Annotated in this window: 16 protein-coding genes and 4 pseudogenes; 9 read left to right on the top strand and 11 right to left on the bottom strand. The window is 70.0% G+C overall.

Annotated features, from left to right (window positions below; all coding sequences use genetic code 11):
• Positions 1–508 precede the first annotated feature (508 nt).
• A pseudogene (locus ACFXA3_RS02505) lies at positions 509–1,047 on the bottom strand (winged helix-turn-helix domain-containing protein).
• Between the two features lie 203 nt (positions 1,048–1,250).
• Entirely contained in the window at positions 1,251–2,102 is an 852-nt protein-coding gene (locus ACFXA3_RS02500; protein ID WP_385180795.1) for a LysR family transcriptional regulator, read from the bottom strand.
• A 95-nt stretch (positions 2,103–2,197) separates the two neighbouring features.
• On the opposite strand from ACFXA3_RS02500, the gene ACFXA3_RS02495 reads away from it, so the two are divergent.
• A complete protein-coding gene (locus ACFXA3_RS02495) occupies positions 2,198–2,929 on the top strand; it encodes an SDR family oxidoreductase (RefSeq protein WP_385180793.1) in 732 nt (243 codons plus the stop codon).
• Between the two features lie 284 nt (positions 2,930–3,213).
• A complete protein-coding gene (locus tag ACFXA3_RS02490; protein ID WP_385180790.1) occupies positions 3,214–3,771 on the top strand; it encodes a hypothetical protein in 558 nt (185 codons plus the stop codon).
• A 206-nt stretch (positions 3,772–3,977) separates the two neighbouring features.
• On the opposite strand, the gene ACFXA3_RS02485 is transcribed toward ACFXA3_RS02490, so the two are convergent.
• Positions 3,978–5,198 (bottom strand): transposase, encoded by a 1,221-nt coding sequence (locus tag ACFXA3_RS02485; RefSeq protein WP_385180788.1) that lies wholly within the window; start codon positions 5,196–5,198, stop codon positions 3,978–3,980.
• Between the two features lie 546 nt (positions 5,199–5,744).
• On the opposite strand from ACFXA3_RS02485, the pseudogene ACFXA3_RS02480 reads away from it, so the two are divergent.
• Positions 5,745–5,921, top strand: a pseudogene (locus tag ACFXA3_RS02480) (transposase); the annotation flags it as partial.
• A gap of 7 nt (positions 5,922–5,928) precedes the next feature.
• Here the strand turns inward: ACFXA3_RS02480 and ACFXA3_RS02475 are convergent.
• A complete protein-coding gene (locus tag ACFXA3_RS02475; RefSeq protein WP_385180786.1) occupies positions 5,929–6,447 on the bottom strand; it encodes a hypothetical protein in 519 nt (172 codons plus the stop codon).
• Positions 6,448–7,104: 657 nt separating this feature from the next.
• Here ACFXA3_RS02475 and ACFXA3_RS02470 point away from each other — a divergent pair.
• Complete coding sequence (locus tag ACFXA3_RS02470) at positions 7,105–7,536, top strand: hypothetical protein (RefSeq protein ID WP_385180783.1); 432 nt, start codon at positions 7,105–7,107, stop codon at positions 7,534–7,536.
• 97 nt (positions 7,537–7,633) lie between these two features.
• Here ACFXA3_RS02470 and ACFXA3_RS02465 read toward each other — a convergent pair whose 3' ends face one another.
• The 4 genes from ACFXA3_RS02465 to ACFXA3_RS02450 all read right to left on the bottom strand — a co-directional run bounded on the left by ACFXA3_RS02465 (position 7,634) and on the right by ACFXA3_RS02450 (position 10,443).
• Entirely contained in the window at positions 7,634–8,122 is a 489-nt protein-coding gene (locus ACFXA3_RS02465) for a hypothetical protein (protein WP_385180780.1), read from the bottom strand.
• Positions 8,123–8,329: 207 nt separating this feature from the next.
• Positions 8,330–8,947 (bottom strand): hypothetical protein, encoded by a 618-nt coding sequence (locus ACFXA3_RS02460; RefSeq protein WP_385180777.1) that lies wholly within the window; start codon positions 8,945–8,947, stop codon positions 8,330–8,332.
• 261 nt (positions 8,948–9,208) lie between these two features.
• Positions 9,209–9,664: a hypothetical protein gene (locus tag ACFXA3_RS02455; protein ID WP_385180774.1), complete on the bottom strand. Its 456-nt coding sequence runs from the start codon at positions 9,662–9,664 to the stop codon at positions 9,209–9,211.
• 14 nt (positions 9,665–9,678) lie between these two features.
• Entirely contained in the window at positions 9,679–10,443 is a 765-nt protein-coding gene (locus ACFXA3_RS02450) for a hypothetical protein (protein WP_385180798.1), read from the bottom strand.
• 338 nt (positions 10,444–10,781) lie between these two features.
• On the opposite strand from ACFXA3_RS02450, the gene ACFXA3_RS02445 reads away from it, so the two are divergent.
• The 3 genes from ACFXA3_RS02445 (at position 10,782) to ACFXA3_RS02435 (ending at position 14,327) form a co-directional block, all read left to right on the top strand.
• The gene (locus ACFXA3_RS02445) at positions 10,782–11,396 is read left to right on the top strand and encodes a Crp/Fnr family transcriptional regulator (protein WP_385180772.1); all 615 of its coding nucleotides are present in this window, start codon (positions 10,782–10,784) and stop codon (positions 11,394–11,396) included.
• Between the two features lie 239 nt (positions 11,397–11,635).
• Positions 11,636–13,915 carry an ATP-binding protein gene (locus ACFXA3_RS02440; protein WP_385180769.1) on the top strand — a complete coding sequence of 760 codons (2,280 nt, stop codon included), beginning with the start codon at positions 11,636–11,638 and terminating at the stop codon, positions 13,913–13,915.
• A 160-nt stretch (positions 13,916–14,075) separates the two neighbouring features.
• Entirely contained in the window at positions 14,076–14,327 is a 252-nt protein-coding gene (locus ACFXA3_RS02435; RefSeq protein ID WP_385180766.1) for a hypothetical protein, read from the top strand.
• Positions 14,328–14,597: 270 nt separating this feature from the next.
• Here the strand turns inward: ACFXA3_RS02435 and ACFXA3_RS02430 are convergent.
• The 3 genes and pseudogenes from ACFXA3_RS02430 to ACFXA3_RS02420 all read right to left on the bottom strand — a co-directional run.
• Positions 14,598–14,867 (bottom strand): annotated as a pseudogene (locus ACFXA3_RS02430) (TROVE domain-containing protein); the annotation flags it as partial.
• Positions 14,828–15,256, bottom strand: coding sequence for a hypothetical protein (locus tag ACFXA3_RS02425; protein WP_385180763.1), 429 nt, complete (start codon positions 15,254–15,256; stop codon positions 14,828–14,830). The pseudogene ACFXA3_RS02430 and the gene ACFXA3_RS02425, both read right to left, overlap by 40 nt.
• A 59-nt stretch (positions 15,257–15,315) precedes the next feature.
• Positions 15,316–15,612, bottom strand: a complete 297-nt coding sequence (locus tag ACFXA3_RS02420; protein WP_385180760.1) for a hypothetical protein — start codon at positions 15,610–15,612, stop codon at positions 15,316–15,318.
• Between the two features lie 322 nt (positions 15,613–15,934).
• Between ACFXA3_RS02420 and ACFXA3_RS02415 the strand changes: the two genes are divergently transcribed.
• Together ACFXA3_RS02415 and ACFXA3_RS02410 are read left to right on the top strand one after the other, a co-directional pair.
• On the top strand, positions 15,935–17,143 hold the full coding sequence (locus ACFXA3_RS02415; protein WP_385180758.1) for an NAD(P)/FAD-dependent oxidoreductase: 1,209 nt from the start codon (positions 15,935–15,937) through the stop codon (positions 17,141–17,143).
• 19 nt (positions 17,144–17,162) lie between these two features.
• Positions 17,163–17,612, top strand: a pseudogene (locus tag ACFXA3_RS02410) (sigma-70 family RNA polymerase sigma factor); the annotation flags it as partial.
• Between the last annotated feature and the right edge of the window lie 146 nt (positions 17,613–17,758).

The raw sequence follows: 17,758 nt of genomic DNA, 5'->3' as shown, positions 1-17,758 counted from the left end.
GTCCTACGCCGCGACCCCGGCCGCCGTGATCCCGACCGTCGCCCCCGCGCCTGCGGGGATCGTCCGGCCGTCTCGGCGGACGGTCGGGCGGCGGGCGCGTCGCCCCCGCGCCTGCGGGGATCGTCCGCCGCACTGGGCCCGCCCGGATGAGGGCGGCCCGTCGCCCCCGCGCCTGCGGGGATCGTCCGCTGCCGCTGTTGGTTCCGGCCCAGTCGTGGTTGTCGCCCCCGCGCCTGCGGGGATCGTCCGTTGTCCCAGACGAGGACGATGGGTCCGCCGAGCTGCTGGTGGGCGGCGATGAGGAGGTCGCGGTACTCGGTCCAGGCGAAGCTCTTGCGGCCCCCGGCCTTGTGATCGGTGTGCCGTTTGGGCCGGTAGATCAGTCGGGAGCGTTCGCCGGGTTTGTAGCAGCACAGGGCTGCGATGGAGAAGCGGCGCTGGGAACGGCCGCGGACCCGGATGACCGGTGTGCTCCCGCGCCGGCTCCAGGTGCGGGAGGTCGGCGGCGTCATCGAGAATCCGGCTTCGTCTTCGAAGACGATCCAGGCCCCGAGCGCCGCCGCGGTGTTTCCACGTGCGGCCACACCTCCTTCACCCAGCCGGCCACCGCCGCCTCGTCACGTTCGACGGCCCGGCGGGCCGGCACCTGATGGCTCCAGCCGTGTCTGCGCAGCATCTGCGAGATTCCCGACAGCGTCATGCTCTTGTGGAACCGGCGGCCGATCAGGGTCTTGATCCTGACCAGCGTCCATCTCTGATCAGGCCAGCCATGCGCGACCGGGCCCTTGGCCGGCTCCTCCTCAAGCGCGGCGAACAGCACATCGCTCAGCTTCGGACGGGACGCCGGGCCTCGGGAACGCACCCCGTCCCGCCAGCCTCCTGCCAGGCCTGCCGCCACCGCTGGACCGACCGGACGCAGACCCGTAACTCCTTCGCGATGTCCGCACTGCCCTGCCCGGCGGCGAACATAGCCACGGCTTCCATCCGGACCCGCTCGCGGAACGCTTGCCTCTCCGCGGTCAGACCCCCACCCTGCGGACACCTCATACACCCGGCATACCGCGACGATCTCCGATCGTCAGCCCCTACGACAACCCACCTTCAAGGTCAGTAACCTGCTTCGGCTCAATGACTGAGCCGAAGCACGATAGTTGTCACCGAGGCAGACGTGTTGTCACCAGGGAAGCCGGACGGGGCGCGCAGAACTGAGCCGGGCCACGAAAGGTGGAACCTGGCCAGGCATGTTGGAACTACTGGAGACGTGTCGCAGTCCGGACTAGGTCGGCGACGGCTCTGGACCGGCTGTGTGGTGGCCAGGCGATCACGGTGGTGACTTTCGGCGCGTCCAGCACGGGCACGGCGGCGAGGTCACCGGGCAGTTGGGCCCGGCACGACTCCGGTGAGACCGCGCAAGCCCGGCCGAGCGCGACGAGCTGCAACAACTGCGCGTGGTCGCGGACCCGCGGGCCGGGGCCGGGCGGGTAGGTGCCGTTGGGGTCGGGCCAGCGTGGCAGGGGCAGGCCCGGCAGCCCGGTGATGTCGGCCATGTGCACATGGGCCCGGACGGTGAGCGGATGCCCGGCCGGCAGGACAACAACCTGGCCCTCCGTGCTGAGCTCTTCGGTGTCGAACCCGACCGTCGAGTCGAACGGCCGGTGCAGCAGCGCCACGTCGGCCCGGCCCTCGCGCAGAAGTCGTTCCTGCTCGGCCGGGCCGCACAGGATGACGTCGACGGCGACCGCGCCGGGTTCGACGGAGTAAGCGTCGAGCAGCTTCGCGAGCAGTTCGCGGGACGCGCTGGCTTTCGTGACCAGGACCAGGCCGGGACCCCCGGTCGCGGAAAGGGCAGCGCGGCGGGTCCGGCGCTCAGCAGCGTCGACCGCGCTGAGGGCCGCCCGGCCCTCGGCCAGCAGCACCGACCCGGCCTCGGTCAGCGTGACGGTGCGGCTGGTCCGATCCAGCAGCGTTGCCCCGAGCCGGCGTTCGAGCTGCTGGATCGCTCGCGACAAAGGCGGCTGCGCGATCCCGAGCCGCTGCGCGGCGCGCCCGAAGTGCAGCTCTTCAGCGACAGCGACGAAGTATTGCAGTTCCCGGGTCTCCATCCGGTCACGCTACCCCCGATCGATACCTGGACGGTATCGTCGCCCACCCGATCGGTCTTGGACCCCCTCCGGAGTCCGAGGGCAGCATGGCCCCCATGAGTGAACGAACGATTGCGCTGGTCACCGGCGCGAACAAGGGAATCGGCTACGAGATCGCCGCGGGCCTGGGCGCCCTCGGCTGGAGCGTCGGCGTCGGCGCCCGCGACGATCAGCGCCGCAAGGCCGCCGTGGAGAGACTGCGCGCGGCCGGCGTAGACGCGTTCGGCGTACCACTGGACGTGACCGACGACGCGAGCGCGGCCGCCGCCGCACGGCTGCTCGAGGAACAGGCCGGGCGCCTCGACGTGCTCGTCAACAACGCCGCCATCACCGGCGGCATGCCGCAGGAGCCCACCCGGGTCGACCCCGCCACCATCCGGACGGTCGTGGAGACCAACGTGATCGGCGTGATCCGCGTCACCAACGCGATGATGCCGCTGCTACACCGCTCCACCTCACCACGGATCGTGAACATGTCCAGCAGTGTCGGCTCCCTCACCCGGCAGTCAGGAACCGCTGCTGAGCAGACGACGGGTCCGGTGGCCGTGGCGTACGCGCCGTCGAAGACGTTCCTGAACGCCGTCACCCTCCAGTACGCCCGGGAGCTGAGCGGCACGAACATCCTGATCAACGCCGGCTGCCCCGGCTACGTCGCGACCGACCTCAACGGCTTCCGCGGCGTGCGCACCCCCGAACAGGGCGCGGCGATCGCCATCAAACTCGCGACCCTGCCCGACGACGGCCCGACCGGCAAGTTCTTCGAGGACGCCGGCGTAGTGCCCTGGTGATGTTCACGGGGGTCATCACCCGCCGGGGGAGGCGGCTTCGCCCGCGCGTGAATGGCAATTCACCGCAGGTTGCAAGCGGCATGACCATTTGGTGCCAATAGTCGTGACCCGGGGACCCTCGGACCCGCCGCGCAGATCAGACGACCGGAGGAGCGAGGGTGCCGGTGACACCCAAGGTGCTTCGCGGCGACGCTGGTGACAAGTAGCGCGCTGATCTGGTGACAACCACCGTGCATTGCTCCACCGGAGCCGCAGGTCAGCGGGCGCCGCTGGTGACAACTATCGTGCTTCGGCTCAACGACGCCCAGGAGGTCGCACTTTTGGAGGTGGTCCGCCCTCACGTGGACTGGCGGGCCGTGCGCACCGCCCGGCCGGGGAGCCGCTCCCCGCTCGCCGCCCTCAAACCGGCCGTCCCCGGCGGTGACCGGGTACTGCTGGCGGGGGTGGCGCGGATCGCCAGGGTGGGCCGGGCCGCGGTCGTGAACTGGCGCCGCCGGCACCCCGACTTCCCCGCCCCGGTGGCCGGCACGGACGTCCACCCGCAGTTCGATTGCGGCACGGTCATCGCCTGGCTCCTCGCCCACGACAAGATCGGCGTACCCATGGGGCCGACGGTTGCCACGCTGGTGGTGGCCGGGTCCGGGGGCGCCGCCCGCCGGTTCCGCCTCGATGACCCGTGGCTGTCCCTGGCCGACGACGCGGCCGGTGAGGACTCGTTGTCCGGCTGGTCCACCGACGACGACGCGGATGCGCTGGCCGAGCTGGCGGCCGGGGAGTTCGGTGCGTCGCTGCGCCAGCTGACTGCGCCCGGTACCGGCCCGGTGCCCCACTCATCCCCTTGAATACCCTCGCTGGGCATCGCTCCGCACTCCGGAGGTTGCAACGGCCATGGGACAAAGCCGTCGCAGGGTGCGGCGTCGGTTTCAGGTATCTTTCCGACGGACTCGACCTTCAGTTTTCTGGGGATTGGGGTTCAGGCAATCCAGCTTTCACCGTGTCACGCGGGTCCCTCGACGCCCCGTCTCCGATACCTGAGCCCGGCCGTCGATTATCTGGCATGCTGCGGTCCCATCACCGTTTCCGGATTAGGTAAGCCATCGGACCCGAGAACCTCCCTCCAAATTCTTCCCGACTGAATCGGGGATACGACAAGGCGCCTCATGACGCACTGCCAGCGATCTGCGACTTCCTGGGCATGGGGGGCCGCTAGTTTGACCGCGCGAGTGTAGGCGGAGGCCCGGTCGCGGCAGATGATCTCGGCGCCAGGGTGTTCGCGCAGCCAGGAAGCGAAGGTCGCCGAGGTTCGATCGGCCAGGACGTCGACGACCTGGCCGGCTTCAACGTCGACGAGAAGGGTTCCGTAGGTGCGTCCCTTGCGGAAGGCGAACTCGTCGACGCCGAGGACTCGCGGTGCGCGATCAGACACCGGTGGCGAATCGAGCAGCTCAAGGAGCTGACTGCGTCCTGCGGTGAGAGACATCTTGCGGCCGAGCCGTTCGCCAGGGCGGCCTCCGAGTTCGACCGCGTGAAGCCACCGCTTCAGACCGATACTGGAGCGACGATAGCGTTCGCTCAGCCCGCTGACCTGTTCGACGAACGTCTTCCTGTGACAGCGGGAACAGTCACAGACGAATCGACGGACCCGCAGTCTCACCTGCACTTTCCTCCCTGATAGCGGACGCTCGGCCAGACCGCGTTCATACGAGGAGTGCACACGGCGGGCATCTCGACGTTCTGGTCCTGGCCGCCGGCGAGCGGCAGGATCTCCGCGCGCGGCGTGACGCTCGAAGAGGGACCGCGCCCGTGGGAGTTGGTGTGCAGAACGGAGAAGGCGAGGCGCCCGCCGGGTGTGAGGGCCAGTCGGAGGGCGGGCAGCAGGCGATGGGGGTCGATGTAGCCGAAGCCGGATGGAGTAGATCACGTCGTAGGGCTCGGCCCGGTGCAGGTGATCGACGGCGTCCGCGTGGATGAGGGCGAGACCCGGGAGGTCGCCGTAGCGGGCGAGGGCGCGTGCGTGCTGGCTGGCAGAGGCTTCGACGGCGTCGACCGTGGCGCCGTGCTCGCTCACCAGGTGGGCGGCGTGTTTGGCCAGCCCGGAGCACAGGTCCAGGACGCGTAGGCCGGTCAGGTCTTCGGCGCCGGGGCCGGTCGGCCAGAATCCCCAGGAGATGCGGTCGACTTCCGGGATGTCGGTGCCTCGTTGCAGATGGTGGGTGCCGTACGTGGTCCAGGCGCGGGCGTTGACGGCTTCGGGTTCGGTGCTGTGCATGGCGCTCCTTGGCGTCCGGGGGTGTGGCGGGGGCCGAGGCCGTCTCCGCCGCCCGTTGACCGAGGCGGATGTCCCACCGGCGGAGCCGGTCTGGTTGGTGGCAGCGAACGTTGTGGCCTGGCGTCGGTGCGGAGTTGGCGGCCAGGAACTGCGCCCGGGAACGAAGTGCTTCAAGGGCGGGGCGAAGGTCTACGTGGCCGGGGTGTACTGGGGCCCGGGGGGATCGGGTCACGGTAGTCGGACGTGAGCGGCACACCAGCCGGTGAATCGGCATCGCTACGGCGACACGCCACCTCTACGGCTTCCGGCCGAAACTCGTCCACACGCCGCGCGTCTTGGAGCGGCTGTGTGAGGCAGGACGCGAAGGTGGGCTCGGCGCGGACTACGCAGCGGAAGTCTCCGCGACGCTGGAAGGGTACGCACGCCAGTACCGCGTCGAGATTGCGCCGTACGGTTCACATCCGGACCGATGCCTGTGCCACGCCTGCCTCACCGGGGAATCAGGGTAAAGCGTGTCCCTTCGACGGGCCACTCAGTTGATCAGGTGTGTCCGTCCGGTCGGTGATCCGTGATGCGATGTGGGACAGAATCAAGCCGCTGGTGCCGGCCGATCCGGTCCGCGGACGGCGGTGGGCCGACCACCGCCGAACCCTCGAAGCCATCGCCTGGGAATACCGCACCTCGTCCGCGTCATGGCATCGGCCCCCGGACCGCTATCCGGCCCGGTGGTTCAGTTGCTGGTTACGACGGGTGCCGGACCGTCCTTTCGGATCGGGTTCGAGCAGTCGAAGAGCACCTGTCCGCTCCGCTTGTCGTAGTAGAAGACCCCGGAGTAGAGATTTTCGGTGATGGTTTTGTTGATCCGGTCGCTCATCATCCACTCGGCCCCCTCCGGCAGGAGCTTCATGATCTCCGGAGGCACGTGCTTGGGCACGACGGGCTGGAACTCCAGAGCGGGGTTCTCCAGGTCCTTCAGCACACCCTGGTCGTCCACCGCGTTGAGCACGCCCACGAGGCGGATGTTGTTCTGCGAGGGCAGCGACCGGGACGGCTTGTCCGGGTCGATCCCGCACCACGACGTGGATTCAAGCTGCTTGAACGACGGGAACCGTGAGGTGATCTGGTCGAGCTCGTGCCGTACCTTGCACGTGCCGACCTCGTCGCTCCCGCCCGCCGTGCAGGACGCCACCGTCACCACTGTCAGCAGCGCCGCCGAGGCGGCGCCCCGGAACGACAGCCATCCCGTCATCGCTCGCCCCCTCCCCCCGGATATGTCCGCGCCGAAGATGTTACCCGTGGTCAGAGACGTCCCTGGTGGCGGTCCCTAAGGGCGGGAGGGGCTTGGCCCACCCGAGTTCGGCGAAGCATCCGTTCTCGCTGTCCAGCGCACCGCTGCCGACTGCGCCAGACGTCCTCCCAACCGGCGCCGCGCTCATTCTCCGACGCGGCGGGGGCGAGCTGTTTGCGGTGATGGAAAGCGATCGCGACAGGGCCCTGCTCTCGTGCCATATCAGCTCAGGGGCACGCGCCACCGAGCTGCTGGGCGTCCGAAGGGCCGACATCGACTGGCCCGGTCAGCGCTTGTGGGTCGCGTCGAAGGGTACGGGGGTGTGGCGGGTGGCTCCGCTGTCGCCGGACGCCTTGCTGTGGCCGGCGCTACGTCGCCGGCCGAGGCTCGGTGGACCCGCATACGGTGGTCTGGCGCACCCTGCGCGGGCAGGACCGCCCCTTGACGTGCTCGGCGGTACGTCCGGTGCGCCGGCGCGCGAATGAGAGGCTGGGCACGAGCAGGCCAACGACCTGTGGAGCGGCTGGTCTCAGGCGACCCCGCGTGACGAGGGAGGCTCGACGAGTCCCGGTCCCAAACGGTTTGCCTTCGGTGCCCGGCGCGGTGTGACATGTGGGCATGAGTAGAACGGCGCAGGTCATCGTGTTGGCGCGGTACGAGGACGAGGTGATGGAGCCGCTGACGCGGCCGGACGAGGCCCGCACCTGGCTCGGCTGCTTCGTACAGATCCCCTGGTTCGTAGGGGGCTGGCACATCGAGTTCGAGAAGGCGCATCGGCGCCGCGGGGTGCTCAAGGACCTGGAGTCCCTGCCCTGGAACGAGCCCGCCTGCGTGCAGGTCATGCTGCACGACCAGGACGACGACCTGTTCGGTCTGTGGATGTTCCGCGACGGAGTCCTGGCCGAGGTGGGCATCCCCGGCACCCAGCGAGTTCACACCGCGTCGCCGCTGTGGGACGTTGACCCTGGCTTCCTGGTCCGGACCGGTCTGGGCAGGGGAGAGGACCGGCACTCGCCGGAGCACGTACAAGACCCGCGGTTGTGCTGGTGACCCGGCGGGGCCGGACAAATGCTGAAGTCGCCGCTTCGGTCCTGCCCGGCGCCGGGCAGGTTTCGTCCGGCTTCGCGCAGGACCGGCTGGACAAGCCCTAGGAGGGGGCGCAGGCGCGGTCGCCGATGTCGCCGAGTTGGAGCGGGGCTGTGGACGTGGTGCCGTCGTGGGTCAGGAGCAGCGTGATGCTGCCCTTCGTGTAGTCCGGGAACCACATCGCATACAGGGTCCGGGCGCCGTCCGCGACGGTACCGACCCGGCGGACTTCCAGGGGTTCGCCGCCGCAGGTCGCGGAGGTCACCTGCTGGTGGTCGGAGGCGAAGAGACGAACCCATCCGTCGGTGAAGAGGGTTGCGAGCTGGTCCACCCCGCGCGAGTTTCCGATGGTGGTGGGGTCGGTGGCGCAGGCCCGCTCGGAGGATCCGGTTTCGCCGGCCGAGGCCCAGCACAGGCGCTGGTCGGACGTCTCCCAGGCGTAGGCGGCGCCGGTTGGCCAGGCCTCGACCAGCATCAGGCCCTGGGAGCCGGGGGCGTCGCGGCCCACTGCCCCCGATGCCATCAGGGTCGTACGGGTCCGGTTGATCACCGCGGTCAGATCCGGAGGCGAGGGAGTCGGCGCAGCGCTTGAGGCGGCGGCTTGAGTGGCCGACGGCTTCGCAGCGGTCCCTTCCCCGCCTGAGCAGCCCGTAGAGGCCGTGACCAGCAATATCGCCGCCCCGAAGGCAGCGCGAAGTACGTTGCGCATGCGCGTTCCCCCCTTGTGCACCCCCGCGACCGGGGCAGTAACAGAGGATCACACACAGCAGCCGACTCCGACCAGGCCTGCCAACTCAACTCGGATCCGTCGAGCTGGAGGACGTCCAGAGCCATGAAGCAGGGATGCGGACCGCGAGCGTGGGCCGCTACGGGCGCGGGCGGCGGCTCGGCGCTGCAACGTCTTGAACGACAGCCGGCCCGCTTCCGGATCCCAGACCAGCAGCTCCAGCGTGATCACCGCGGACGAGTGCCGCAGTCCGTGCGGACTCGTCCGCACTCCCACGCCGGCCGCCGCGCATGGCGCGTTGGCGTCGGCGAAGACCTGCTCCCAGCCCGAGACCGACATCGGCAGCCCCCACTGGTTCAGCCACACCATTGCAGGCTCGAAGCCCTGATCACCTCCTACCAGCAGCCGCCGCCGCTCCGCCGAGTCCAGCCGCGATATCGGCACCCACCGCCCGCCGAGGCGCACCCGCGGCCGCGTCGGGTCCTCCACCACCAGGGAGCGCCGCGTCGGGATGTAGAAGCCGCGGGCGCGTCCGTACTCGATCGCCTCCCGCCGATCCCACTCCGGGTACTCGTGCAGGTCCCGCAGCACCGACACCGGCAGGTACACCGCCCGCCCCGACAAACCCTTGGAGATCGCGTCGGGCACCGCTGGCGGGACGCGACGGCGGAGGACCGTGCGGCGTACGAGTGGTGGCGCCGGCGAGACGAGCGCGGCCAGCGAGTGGAGGACAGGAGCTGGGATCCCACGGGCGGCCCGGCCGGTGGCCGGCACCGCGCGGCGAGGCCTCGCGTTCCTCCGCCGCGGTCAGTGCCCGCTCGGCGCGGACCGGCTCGCCGCCGCCGACTCGATGGCGGGCGGCCGCGCGCTCGGGGGCGGGGGAGGAATAGCGTGGACGGGCGGCCGCGCCTATGCCCTCGCGCCGGGCGGAGGTCCTCCATGACCTGCCCAGCGCACGGGCTGGTCACCGCCCTGGACGGCGAAGACGATCCCGGAGTCGCGGGCCGTGTTGTTCTGCTCCAGGTGCGTGCCGACGACGTCCCGGCGACTGTCCGGCAGCTCGCGCTGCACCTCTGCGACCAGTCGCGCGAGCGGCTCCAGGAAGGACGGTTCCTGGTGGAGCAGGGCTTCCAGTTCCACCGCCCAGGAGTTGAGAAGTGCCCGCCGCACCTCGTCGGGGGTGGCAGCCCCCTCGACCAGTGCGGCGTGCCCGTCGAGTCGGGCCGTGATCTCTCGGCGCCGTCGACCGGACCGTCCGAACAGGTCGGCGATACCGTCGCGCGTGGTCTGCCACAGCTCCGTGGTCATCGTCGTGACCAGGGCCGCCGCTCCGGCTCCCGCCAGCGCGGCCAGTTCGTCCTGCACGGAATTCCCCTCCCTCACCCACGTCCAGATGTGTGGCCGGTGACGTTGATGTGCTGGTCCCCGTTCTGCGTGGCGTAGACGACCCCGTGGCCCGACGCCCTGTTGACCATCTTCGAGCGGTCCGTCGGACGCTCCTGCCGCGGCTCCACGGCCCCGGTCGGATTCGCCGTGGCCGAAGAGGACCCACCCGTCGGGAGCGGGGCTGCCCCGGACACGGGCAGGTGGAGCCAGGCGTCCGCCGCGTACTCCTTCACCGCGACTTCGACCCGCCGGAACGCTCCCGGGTCGATGCCCGGATATCCGTGTCGCACCACTTCGTCGTAGAAGTGCCGCGACACGAGGAGCGACGCCGGTATCGTGTCCGGTGCCCCGGCCAGCGACTCCCGGGCCGGGCGGGCGTCGAGCAGCCGGGCCAGCACCTCCAGCGGCCCCCCGGCGACGGCGCCGCTCGGTCCGAGCCACACGTCACCTGCGTGGAGCGCCACCCTCACCCGAATCCGTGTCGCCGGAGCGGCCGTCCGATTGTGCGCGTGCAGCCGGATCACCAACTCGTGGAAGAGCGGATGGATCAGCCTGGCTTTGGGCGCCGAGGCAGGGGCGATGATCCGGATGCCGTCCCCGAGGTCGTGGAAGCGGCACTCCTGCCAGTCGATTCCGCTCTCTTTCAGCGCTTCCTGAAACATGGTCAGGAGTGCCTCGCGTATGCGCAGCAGGGCTACGTCGCCCCGGCCCCCCGAGCCTTCGATGTCCACGGCCACCATGGGCCGGTACTCCAGCACTGCGTCCAACTGTCCCTCCTGGAGGTGGCGCACCTGACACGCGGGCGGCAGGACGCGTCAATGCGACGGTGCCCTCCCGCGCCCCCACTGTGCACCATGCGTGCCCAGGCAATCCCGTACCCGTACGGATTCCCACGAAGTCTGCCCCTCCCGGGGCCTGTTGGTCGCAATGACCGGCAGGCGCAGGAGCGAGGGGGCACACTGGTGCCGTGGTGAATCCTGGGGAACGGGAACCGGAACTCGAACGGCGTGGCAGAGCCGGGCGGCGGCCACGCGAGGTGTGGGCATGGCCGTCGACGAGCGTGCTCGGGGGGCTTCCGCCCGGGTCGTGTGACCGGTTGCTCGCGCTGGGGGTGCTCGCGCGCTACCCGACCGGCCGCGTTCTGATGCGTGAAGCGGAGGAGACCACGTTCGTGCTGATACTGCTCGACGGGGTGGTGAAGGCGACCGGGCGCACCAACGACAACCGGGATGCCCTGTTGGCCGTTCGGATGGGTGGGGACCTGGTCGGGGAGTTCGCCGCCGTCGACGGGGGCCGGCGTTCCGCGACCGTGACGACGTGCGGACCGGTCGTCGCCCGCGTCGTCACCCGGGGCGATTTCCACGACTGCATGCGGAGCGATCGGCGGATCGCCCAGGCGGTCAACGAAGCGATCGTCGCGAAACTGCGCGTTGCCACGAGCCACCGCATCGACTTCGCCGGCTGCGACGCCCCGACGCGGCTAGCCCGTGTGCTCTACCAGATCACGATGACCTACGGAGAGCGAACGGGCGCGGGGGCCGTCATCCGCTGGCCGATCACCCAGCCCGAACTGGCCACTCTCGCCGGCGCCGCGGAGCCCACCGTGCAGAAGGCACTGCGAAGGCTCCGTGAAGCAGGCGTGGTGTCGACCGGGTACCGCACCTTCCGGGTCGAGAACGTCGCTGGGTTGCGGCAACTCGCCTTCGAGTGACGGCAAAGCAGGAAGTGTTGAGGAAGCCGTAATACGACGGCATGCGGGCGCCGGGAGGCCACTACCGTGGCAGCGGCCGGTGGCAGACGGTGGCATACGAGGGCGGACCAGCGGACGAAACAGAGGGAGCCATGCCAGAGAGAGACGACAACGCCCCGACACCTGTGGGTCCAAGTGCGGCGCACCGGATCGACGTCGGCGGTAGCGTGACCGGCCCTGTGATCGCGGGCAACCACAACGTGGTCGTCGACGCGCAGAACGGCTCCCGGGTGACGGTGCTGGCGGGCTCCGAACGGCCCCGCCCCCGGCGACGGGAGCGGGCCGAGGTGTTGCCCCGGAGCGGGTCGGAGCCGGTGGGTCGGGAAGAGGCGATGCAGGCACTGGCGGCGACTGTCCGTGCCGGCGGGCCGGTGCAGCTGTGGGGGCCACCTGGGGTCGGCAAAACCACGCTGCTGCGGCACGCCGCACGGCTGCTGCCGTCGGGCCCGGACGGAGTGGTGTTCCTCGGCGGGGCCCATCGTGACGTCGAGGACCTCGCCCAGGAGATGTTCGAGGCCTGCTACGAGGCCCCGGGTTACGCGCCGACCCGGGTAGAGCTGCGGAGGCTGATGGCCAGCGTGCGGGTGACGGTGTACGTGGACGACGCCAGCCTGACCTCCGATCAGCTGCTGGAACTGATGGACACGGCACCCCAGGCGACGTTCGTCTTCACCGGTGTCGAGCGGACGCTGTGGAGCAGCGGCACGGCGCTGGAACTGTCCGGCCTGTCACAGACCGCCGGACTCAGGTTGCTGGCACGGGAGTGGGGAGGAACGCTGCCGGAGTCGGAACGCGAGACGGCCGCAGACCTGTGGCAGGCGGCAGGCGGCCTCCCGTTACCGCTCCTGCGGGCAGCTGCCCTGGCGCGCTCCCGCCCGGAGGGCGAGGGCGGCCTCCCGCGCGTGGGTGAGGTCGCCGCCCTGCTCCCGGCGCTGCTCGACCAGCTCGCCGAGGACGAGTCGGTTATGGGCGTGCTGCGACTGCTAGCGACCCTCGACGGAGTCGAGTTGGCGGCCTCGCACGTAGGAGCGCTGACGGGGGTGGCGGAGCCCGAGGCGTTGTGCGACCGCCTGGTGCGGCTGGGTCTGGTACGGACTGGCGAGTACGGCTATGGCTCTGTCGCCGACACGGTGCCCGTGGTGCGTCAACGATGTGATGCTCCGTTCTCGGCCGAGCGGCTGTGTGACCACTTCGCCCGGTGGGGGGCGCTCCGGGATACCACACCGCTGGAGCTGGCGGCCCACGGCGGGGTACTGGAGAAGGTGGCCGAGGTGGCGGAGTCGGCCGGGCGCCCTGATCTTGCGGTGCGCCTCGCGCGGGCCGCATCGCCGGGGCTGGCCCGTTCGCTGAGGTTCGGCGTGTGGGGGAGGCTTCTCGGTCGTGGCTGGGTGGCCTCCCGCGCAGCCGGCGACCGGAGGGCCGAGGCGTACTTCCTTCACGAGGAGGCCGTACGCGCCCTGTTGATCGGCAGGCGGGTCGTGTACGCGGCGCTGCTGGCGCAGTCGGCGTGGATCGGGCACGAGCTGGGCGCCGCCGGAGCGTCGAGCGCTCCCGGCGGGGGAGCGGGGGCCCATGCGGGGGATGGGGGAGTCGGGGCCCACGCGGGAGGTGGGCAACCCGGCTTCGACGTCCCTCACTATATGCAGGGCAACGGTTTCGGCTCGGCCCATTCCGGTGCCTCAGCCGGACACGGTTCCGTAGCCCAGCCGTCACTGGGCTCCGGAGGTGGTGGCTCCTGGGGCAGCACCCCCGGTGACGGTGGCAGTGGTGCGCACGCCGCGGCGGGCCACGGCGGCACCGGTACACAGGCCGTCACAGGCGACGGAGGCGGCAGCGGCTCGGCCCTCACCGGTCACGGCGGGACGTCGGGCAGCGTTGCGCACTCGTCCGGCGTCGGCGGCGGCACCTGGGGCGGCGGGACGGCAGCCTCGACCGGCGCCACAGGAGCAGCGGGTACGGCGGTTGCGGGGATGAGCAGCTTGATCGCCACCATCGTGTCCCTGGTCGTCGCCTGCGTGCTCGTCGTCGGCCTGGGCTACGCCATCAGCTCTTTCTCCTCTACGCCTGGGCGAACCCCGTCGGGAGACGCACGCAACGAGGCGCTGCCGATGCCGTCGTTCTCCCTCCCGACCGCGCTGACGGACACCCCGACCCCGACCGGCGATCCCTTCAGACATCCGGCAGGGTGCGATGAGCAGAGCAAGGCACGCCAGAAGAACGATGAGAGGATGGCCACGGCTCCGGTCACGAACCCCGGCGCTGATCAAGCGTGGGCCGCGTCCGAAAGGGCGCTTTCCGAAGACCTGGCGGCAGCGGCCGCCGTAGCAACCGACCCGGCGGTCAGGGCGGCGATCCAGAAGAATTCCGCCGACGCCGCTGCTCTCGCCACCGCCATCACGAACAAGGACCACGCGGCCGTGAGCCAGTACGTGGATGCCGTCGGCGACGACTCGGGCGCAATCCTCGACCTCTGCTACTAACGTTCCGCGGGAATCGCGGTTCATCACCTGCGGGTCCGACGTGGCTCCTAGCGCCCGCGCGGCGGAGCCGAACCGCAAACGCCCCCGTCGGGCCCGCCCAGTGGACCAGTCTGGACTGTCCGTGCCGGCCACGGCTACGGGCCAGTGAGGAGTCATCAACGTGTCGCAGTCGCAGTCGCAGTCATCGGGCGACGAGTTCACGATCCGCATCGGCGGGGACGTGTCCGGTCCCGTGGTCGTCGGCCACGACAACCACGTCGAAGTGCATCGATCCGCCTCCGCCTGCGTCCCTCGAACCGTGCCCGAAGCGGAGCCCGTGAAGTCGACACAGACCAACACGGCGAAGGACGAAGGAACCGTTTACGCCGTCACCAACGGTGACATGCACATTCATCACGACGGCTCGGCCTGAGGCGGCCGGCAACCCCGCCCTCGGTCCCGGCCGCCTTCCGCGGACCCCGGCCCTCGGCGTGCTCCTCTGGTTCTCACGCGCGCACGGACTTCCATTCGGGCGGACGAAAGAGACACGGGCCAGGCGGCTCCCGTCGCGGCGAGCGCTGAGGCGGCGCCGCACGCCACGACGTCCCAGGGCGCTGCATCAGGCTTTCCCCGTACAGCAAGGCGTCCGGCCCTCCGGTGAGACCCTCACCGTGTACGACCTCGCAGGGAGGGAGGCCTCCCGCTACGCCGTATCCGCGGTCCACGGCCAGGTTGCGTGGCGGCCGGCTTCGATGAGGTCGATCATCCGGAACGCGGCGTCCGTGAGCCCGCCGAAGGTGTGCCGGTGGGGGCCTGAAGGAATGTGGGCCGGCTGGTATCCCGCCAAGTTCCAGGTGTACACGGGTACCGCGGACGGTACCGGTTCGGCCTGTCTGCCGGGCTCCTGGTGTGCGGCCTGTTCATCGGTGACGATCAGCACGCGGTCGTGGTCCCGGTAGCCGCCACGTCCCGCTGCGCTACCACCGCGCGATCATCGCCTCCACGATGCCCGCCGCCCAGTACCGCGCCGATGATCGAGCCCGCGGGGTCAGGGCTGTGAACCCACGACCCGCCGACCGGATCGCCAACCGCAACCGCACAGGCAGCCGCCGCTGCCGTCCTCCTGGCTTCAACCGCGAAATATACGGCGAACGGGCGCCGCTTCGGCGGCACCTCGTGGGCAGTCCGGCCGTGCTCGGCTGAGCGGTAGGCGCCCTGGAAGGGCGCGAGTTGGAGCTGCCCGGTCGCCTCGATCGCGAACCAGGCGAGGTGGTCCTCGGGCAGCCAGTCGCGCAGGTCCGGGAGCCGTGGGGGTGTAGTAGTGATTGGTCTCGATTTACATGCGGGGATGTTCTGCGGCATGCCCCGATGGTCCAAAAAGGCCTGGACGGAAAAGGATTGATCGACAGGTTCCTTGAGAATCAGGTGCCAGAGTTGTCGACGAACCCCACGATATCGAGGTATTCGACTTCGGGCGGGACGCCATAAATCCCCGTCACCTTCTCGACGATCTCCTCCGTGAAGAAGGCGCGGGCCTTCTCCTCGTCATCCCACACGTAGAAATTCCTTGCCCGAACGCCGTCTTCGTCGAGCATGAAGCTCTTAAACCGAAGGCCGGCCATGCCTTCGAACGGTCCTCGGAGTTCGTCGGCAACCTTTGCGAGAGTTGCACGATCGAACTTTTCGGTCTGCGTGAAGGTCACGAGCATGCCGATCATCGGGCCTCCTGTCGAGAGAGCAATGCTAGCGGCGGATTCTAGTACGCGCGGCCAGAAATTCTGGTAGTTAGGCGCGAGTCGGACGTGTGGCTTGCGGTCCGCGATATCGGGCCGGGAGCGCATCGAGTTTTGCAGACGCGGATATCCACTCGAACTGGCGGGCTATGTGATGGCGGCCTGCGTCCGTGCCTCCTCGGCGTCGCGCGTGTCGTCGGGCGACACCCTTGCGCCCTGTGGCCCAAGTCACACGAGGTTCCTGTCAGGAATCGGGGCGCCGTCCCGCTCAAGTCACCGAGAGCAAGCGAACCGACGGGAGCATCACATGAAGCACCGCATCGTCATCCTCGGCGCCGGCTATGCCGGGGCCTACGTGGCCGGGACCCTGGCCCGCCGGCTGTCCCCGGCGGACACCGAGATCACCGTGGTCAACGCCGAGCCGGACTTCGTCCAGCGGCTGCGGCTGCACCAGCTCGCGGCCGGCCAGGAGATCGAGGCCCCGAAGCTCGTCGACGTCTTCGCGGGTACGGGGATACGGCTGCGCCTGGCCCGTGTCACCGCCGTCGACCCCGAGCGCCAGGTGGTCGCCGTGGCCGACGCCGAGGGCGGCGGCGAGCTCGGCTACGACACGCTGCTCTACGCGCTCGGCAGCCACGTCGCCGACCACGGCGTTCGTGGCGTGGCCGAGCACGCCTTCCACGTCACGAGTCGTCCGGCGGCGCTGTGCCTGCGCGAGCGCCTGGACAACCTGAGTGGGCGGGGCGAAGGGGGGCGTGTGCTGGTCGTCGGTGACGGGTTGACCGGCATCGAGACCGCCACCGAGATCGCCGAGTCACGGCCCGGCCTGTCGGTGGTGTTGGTCGCCCGCGGGGAGCTGGGCGCCCCGCTCTCCGCCGGGGCCCGCGGCCACCTGCGTCAGGCCTGTGACCGGCTGGGCATCACCATCCTGGAGCACACCAGCGTCGAAGCCGTCGAAGCGACGCGGGTCCTGTGCGCTGACGGGACCGACCTGGCATCCGACGCGACCGTGTGGACGGCCGGGTTCGCGGTCAACCCCATCGCCGCCGCAGCCGGGCTGGAGGTCACCGACGACGGCCGGATCGTCGTCGATCGCACCATGCAGTCGCTCTCGCACCCGAACGTCTACGCTGCCGGCGACAGCGTCTACGCCATCGGCGACAACGGCCGGCCGCTGCCGATGTCCTGCGCTTCGGCCGGCTTCACCGGCATGCAGGCCATGAAGGCCATGAAGGCCATCGTGGGAAGCCTGACCGGCGGCAAGACGGCAACCGTCAAGCTGGGCTACCCGGGCAACCACATCAGCCTCGGGCGGCGTGACGGCATCCTGCAGATGGTCGACGGCGAGGCGCAGGCCAAGCCGAAGTACGTGGGCGGCCGGAAGGCCGCGCGGATCAAGGCAGGCATCGTCAGGATGTCGCTGTGGACCACCTCGCACCCGACCTTCGGCCTGCCCCAGCGCAAGCGCCACCTGGTCGCCGCGCGGGACGGGGCCGCCGCAAAGGTGGCCGCGTAGCCGGCCTAGGGTAATTCGCGTGGACAGCTCCGCCATTGACGGCTTCGACACCAGTCGGTTCGAAGCCAGCCGCAACCGGCTGGCCTCGCTGGCGTACCGGCTGCTGGGCTCCGCCGCCGACGCCGAAGACGCCGTACAGGACGCGTTCCTGCACTGGCAGGCCGCCGACCGGCAGCGGATCAAAGTGCCGGAGGCATGGCTGACCAAGGTCGTCACCAACCTGTGCCTCGACAAGCTCCGCTCGGCACAGGCCCGCCGCGAACGCACCGCCGGCGCCTGGCTGCCCGAACCGCTTCTCGACGGCGACCCGATGCTCGGCTCGGCCGACACCTACGAGCAACGCGAAACGGTCTCCCTGGCCGTGCTCACTGTCATGGAACGCCTGTCACCCGTCGAGCGGGCCGTCTACGTCCTGCGTGAAGCCTTCTCCTACAGCCATGCCGAGATCGCCGAGATCCTCGACATCAGCACCTGTCCACCACGGCCAACCCCTCCCCGCTCTTGATCGAGCCGGCCCACCGGCCGCTCCGCGCGTTCAGGGTGCCGTGCCCTGGGCGTGCGCGTACCGGGATCCACCGAAAGGGGTTCGGGACCTGGAAGGTCAGGAATTCCCCT

Source organism: Streptomyces sp. NPDC059456 (assembly GCF_042750055.1).
Lineage (GTDB): Bacteria > Actinomycetota > Actinomycetes > Streptomycetales > Streptomycetaceae > Streptomyces.
The sequence above is the reverse complement of the archived record's forward strand: the minus strand, read 5'-3'. Positions and strand labels throughout refer to the sequence as shown.

What these genes read in the sequence shown, in the direction of transcription:
- ACFXA3_RS02500 (WP_385180795.1), bottom strand. Translation starts at nt 2,102, where the DNA reads ATGGAGACCCGGGAACTGCAATACTTCGTCGCTGTCGCTGAAGAGCTG.
- ACFXA3_RS02495 (WP_385180793.1), top strand. Translation starts at nt 2,198, where the DNA reads ATGAGTGAACGAACGATTGCGCTGGTCACCGGCGCGAACAAGGGAATC.
- ACFXA3_RS02485 (WP_385180788.1), bottom strand. Translation starts at nt 5,198, where the DNA reads ATGCACAGCACCGAACCCGAAGCCGTCAACGCCCGCGCCTGGACCACG.
- ACFXA3_RS02475 (WP_385180786.1), bottom strand. Translation starts at nt 6,447, where the DNA reads ATGACGGGATGGCTGTCGTTCCGGGGCGCCGCCTCGGCGGCGCTGCTG.
- ACFXA3_RS02470 (WP_385180783.1), top strand. Translation starts at nt 7,105, where the DNA reads ATGAGTAGAACGGCGCAGGTCATCGTGTTGGCGCGGTACGAGGACGAG.
- ACFXA3_RS02425 (WP_385180763.1), bottom strand. Translation starts at nt 15,256, where the DNA reads ATGCCGCAGAACATCCCCGCATGTAAATCGAGACCAATCACTACTACA.
- ACFXA3_RS02420 (WP_385180760.1), bottom strand. Translation starts at nt 15,612, where the DNA reads ATGATCGGCATGCTCGTGACCTTCACGCAGACCGAAAAGTTCGATCGT.
- ACFXA3_RS02415 (WP_385180758.1), top strand. Translation starts at nt 15,935, where the DNA reads ATGAAGCACCGCATCGTCATCCTCGGCGCCGGCTATGCCGGGGCCTAC.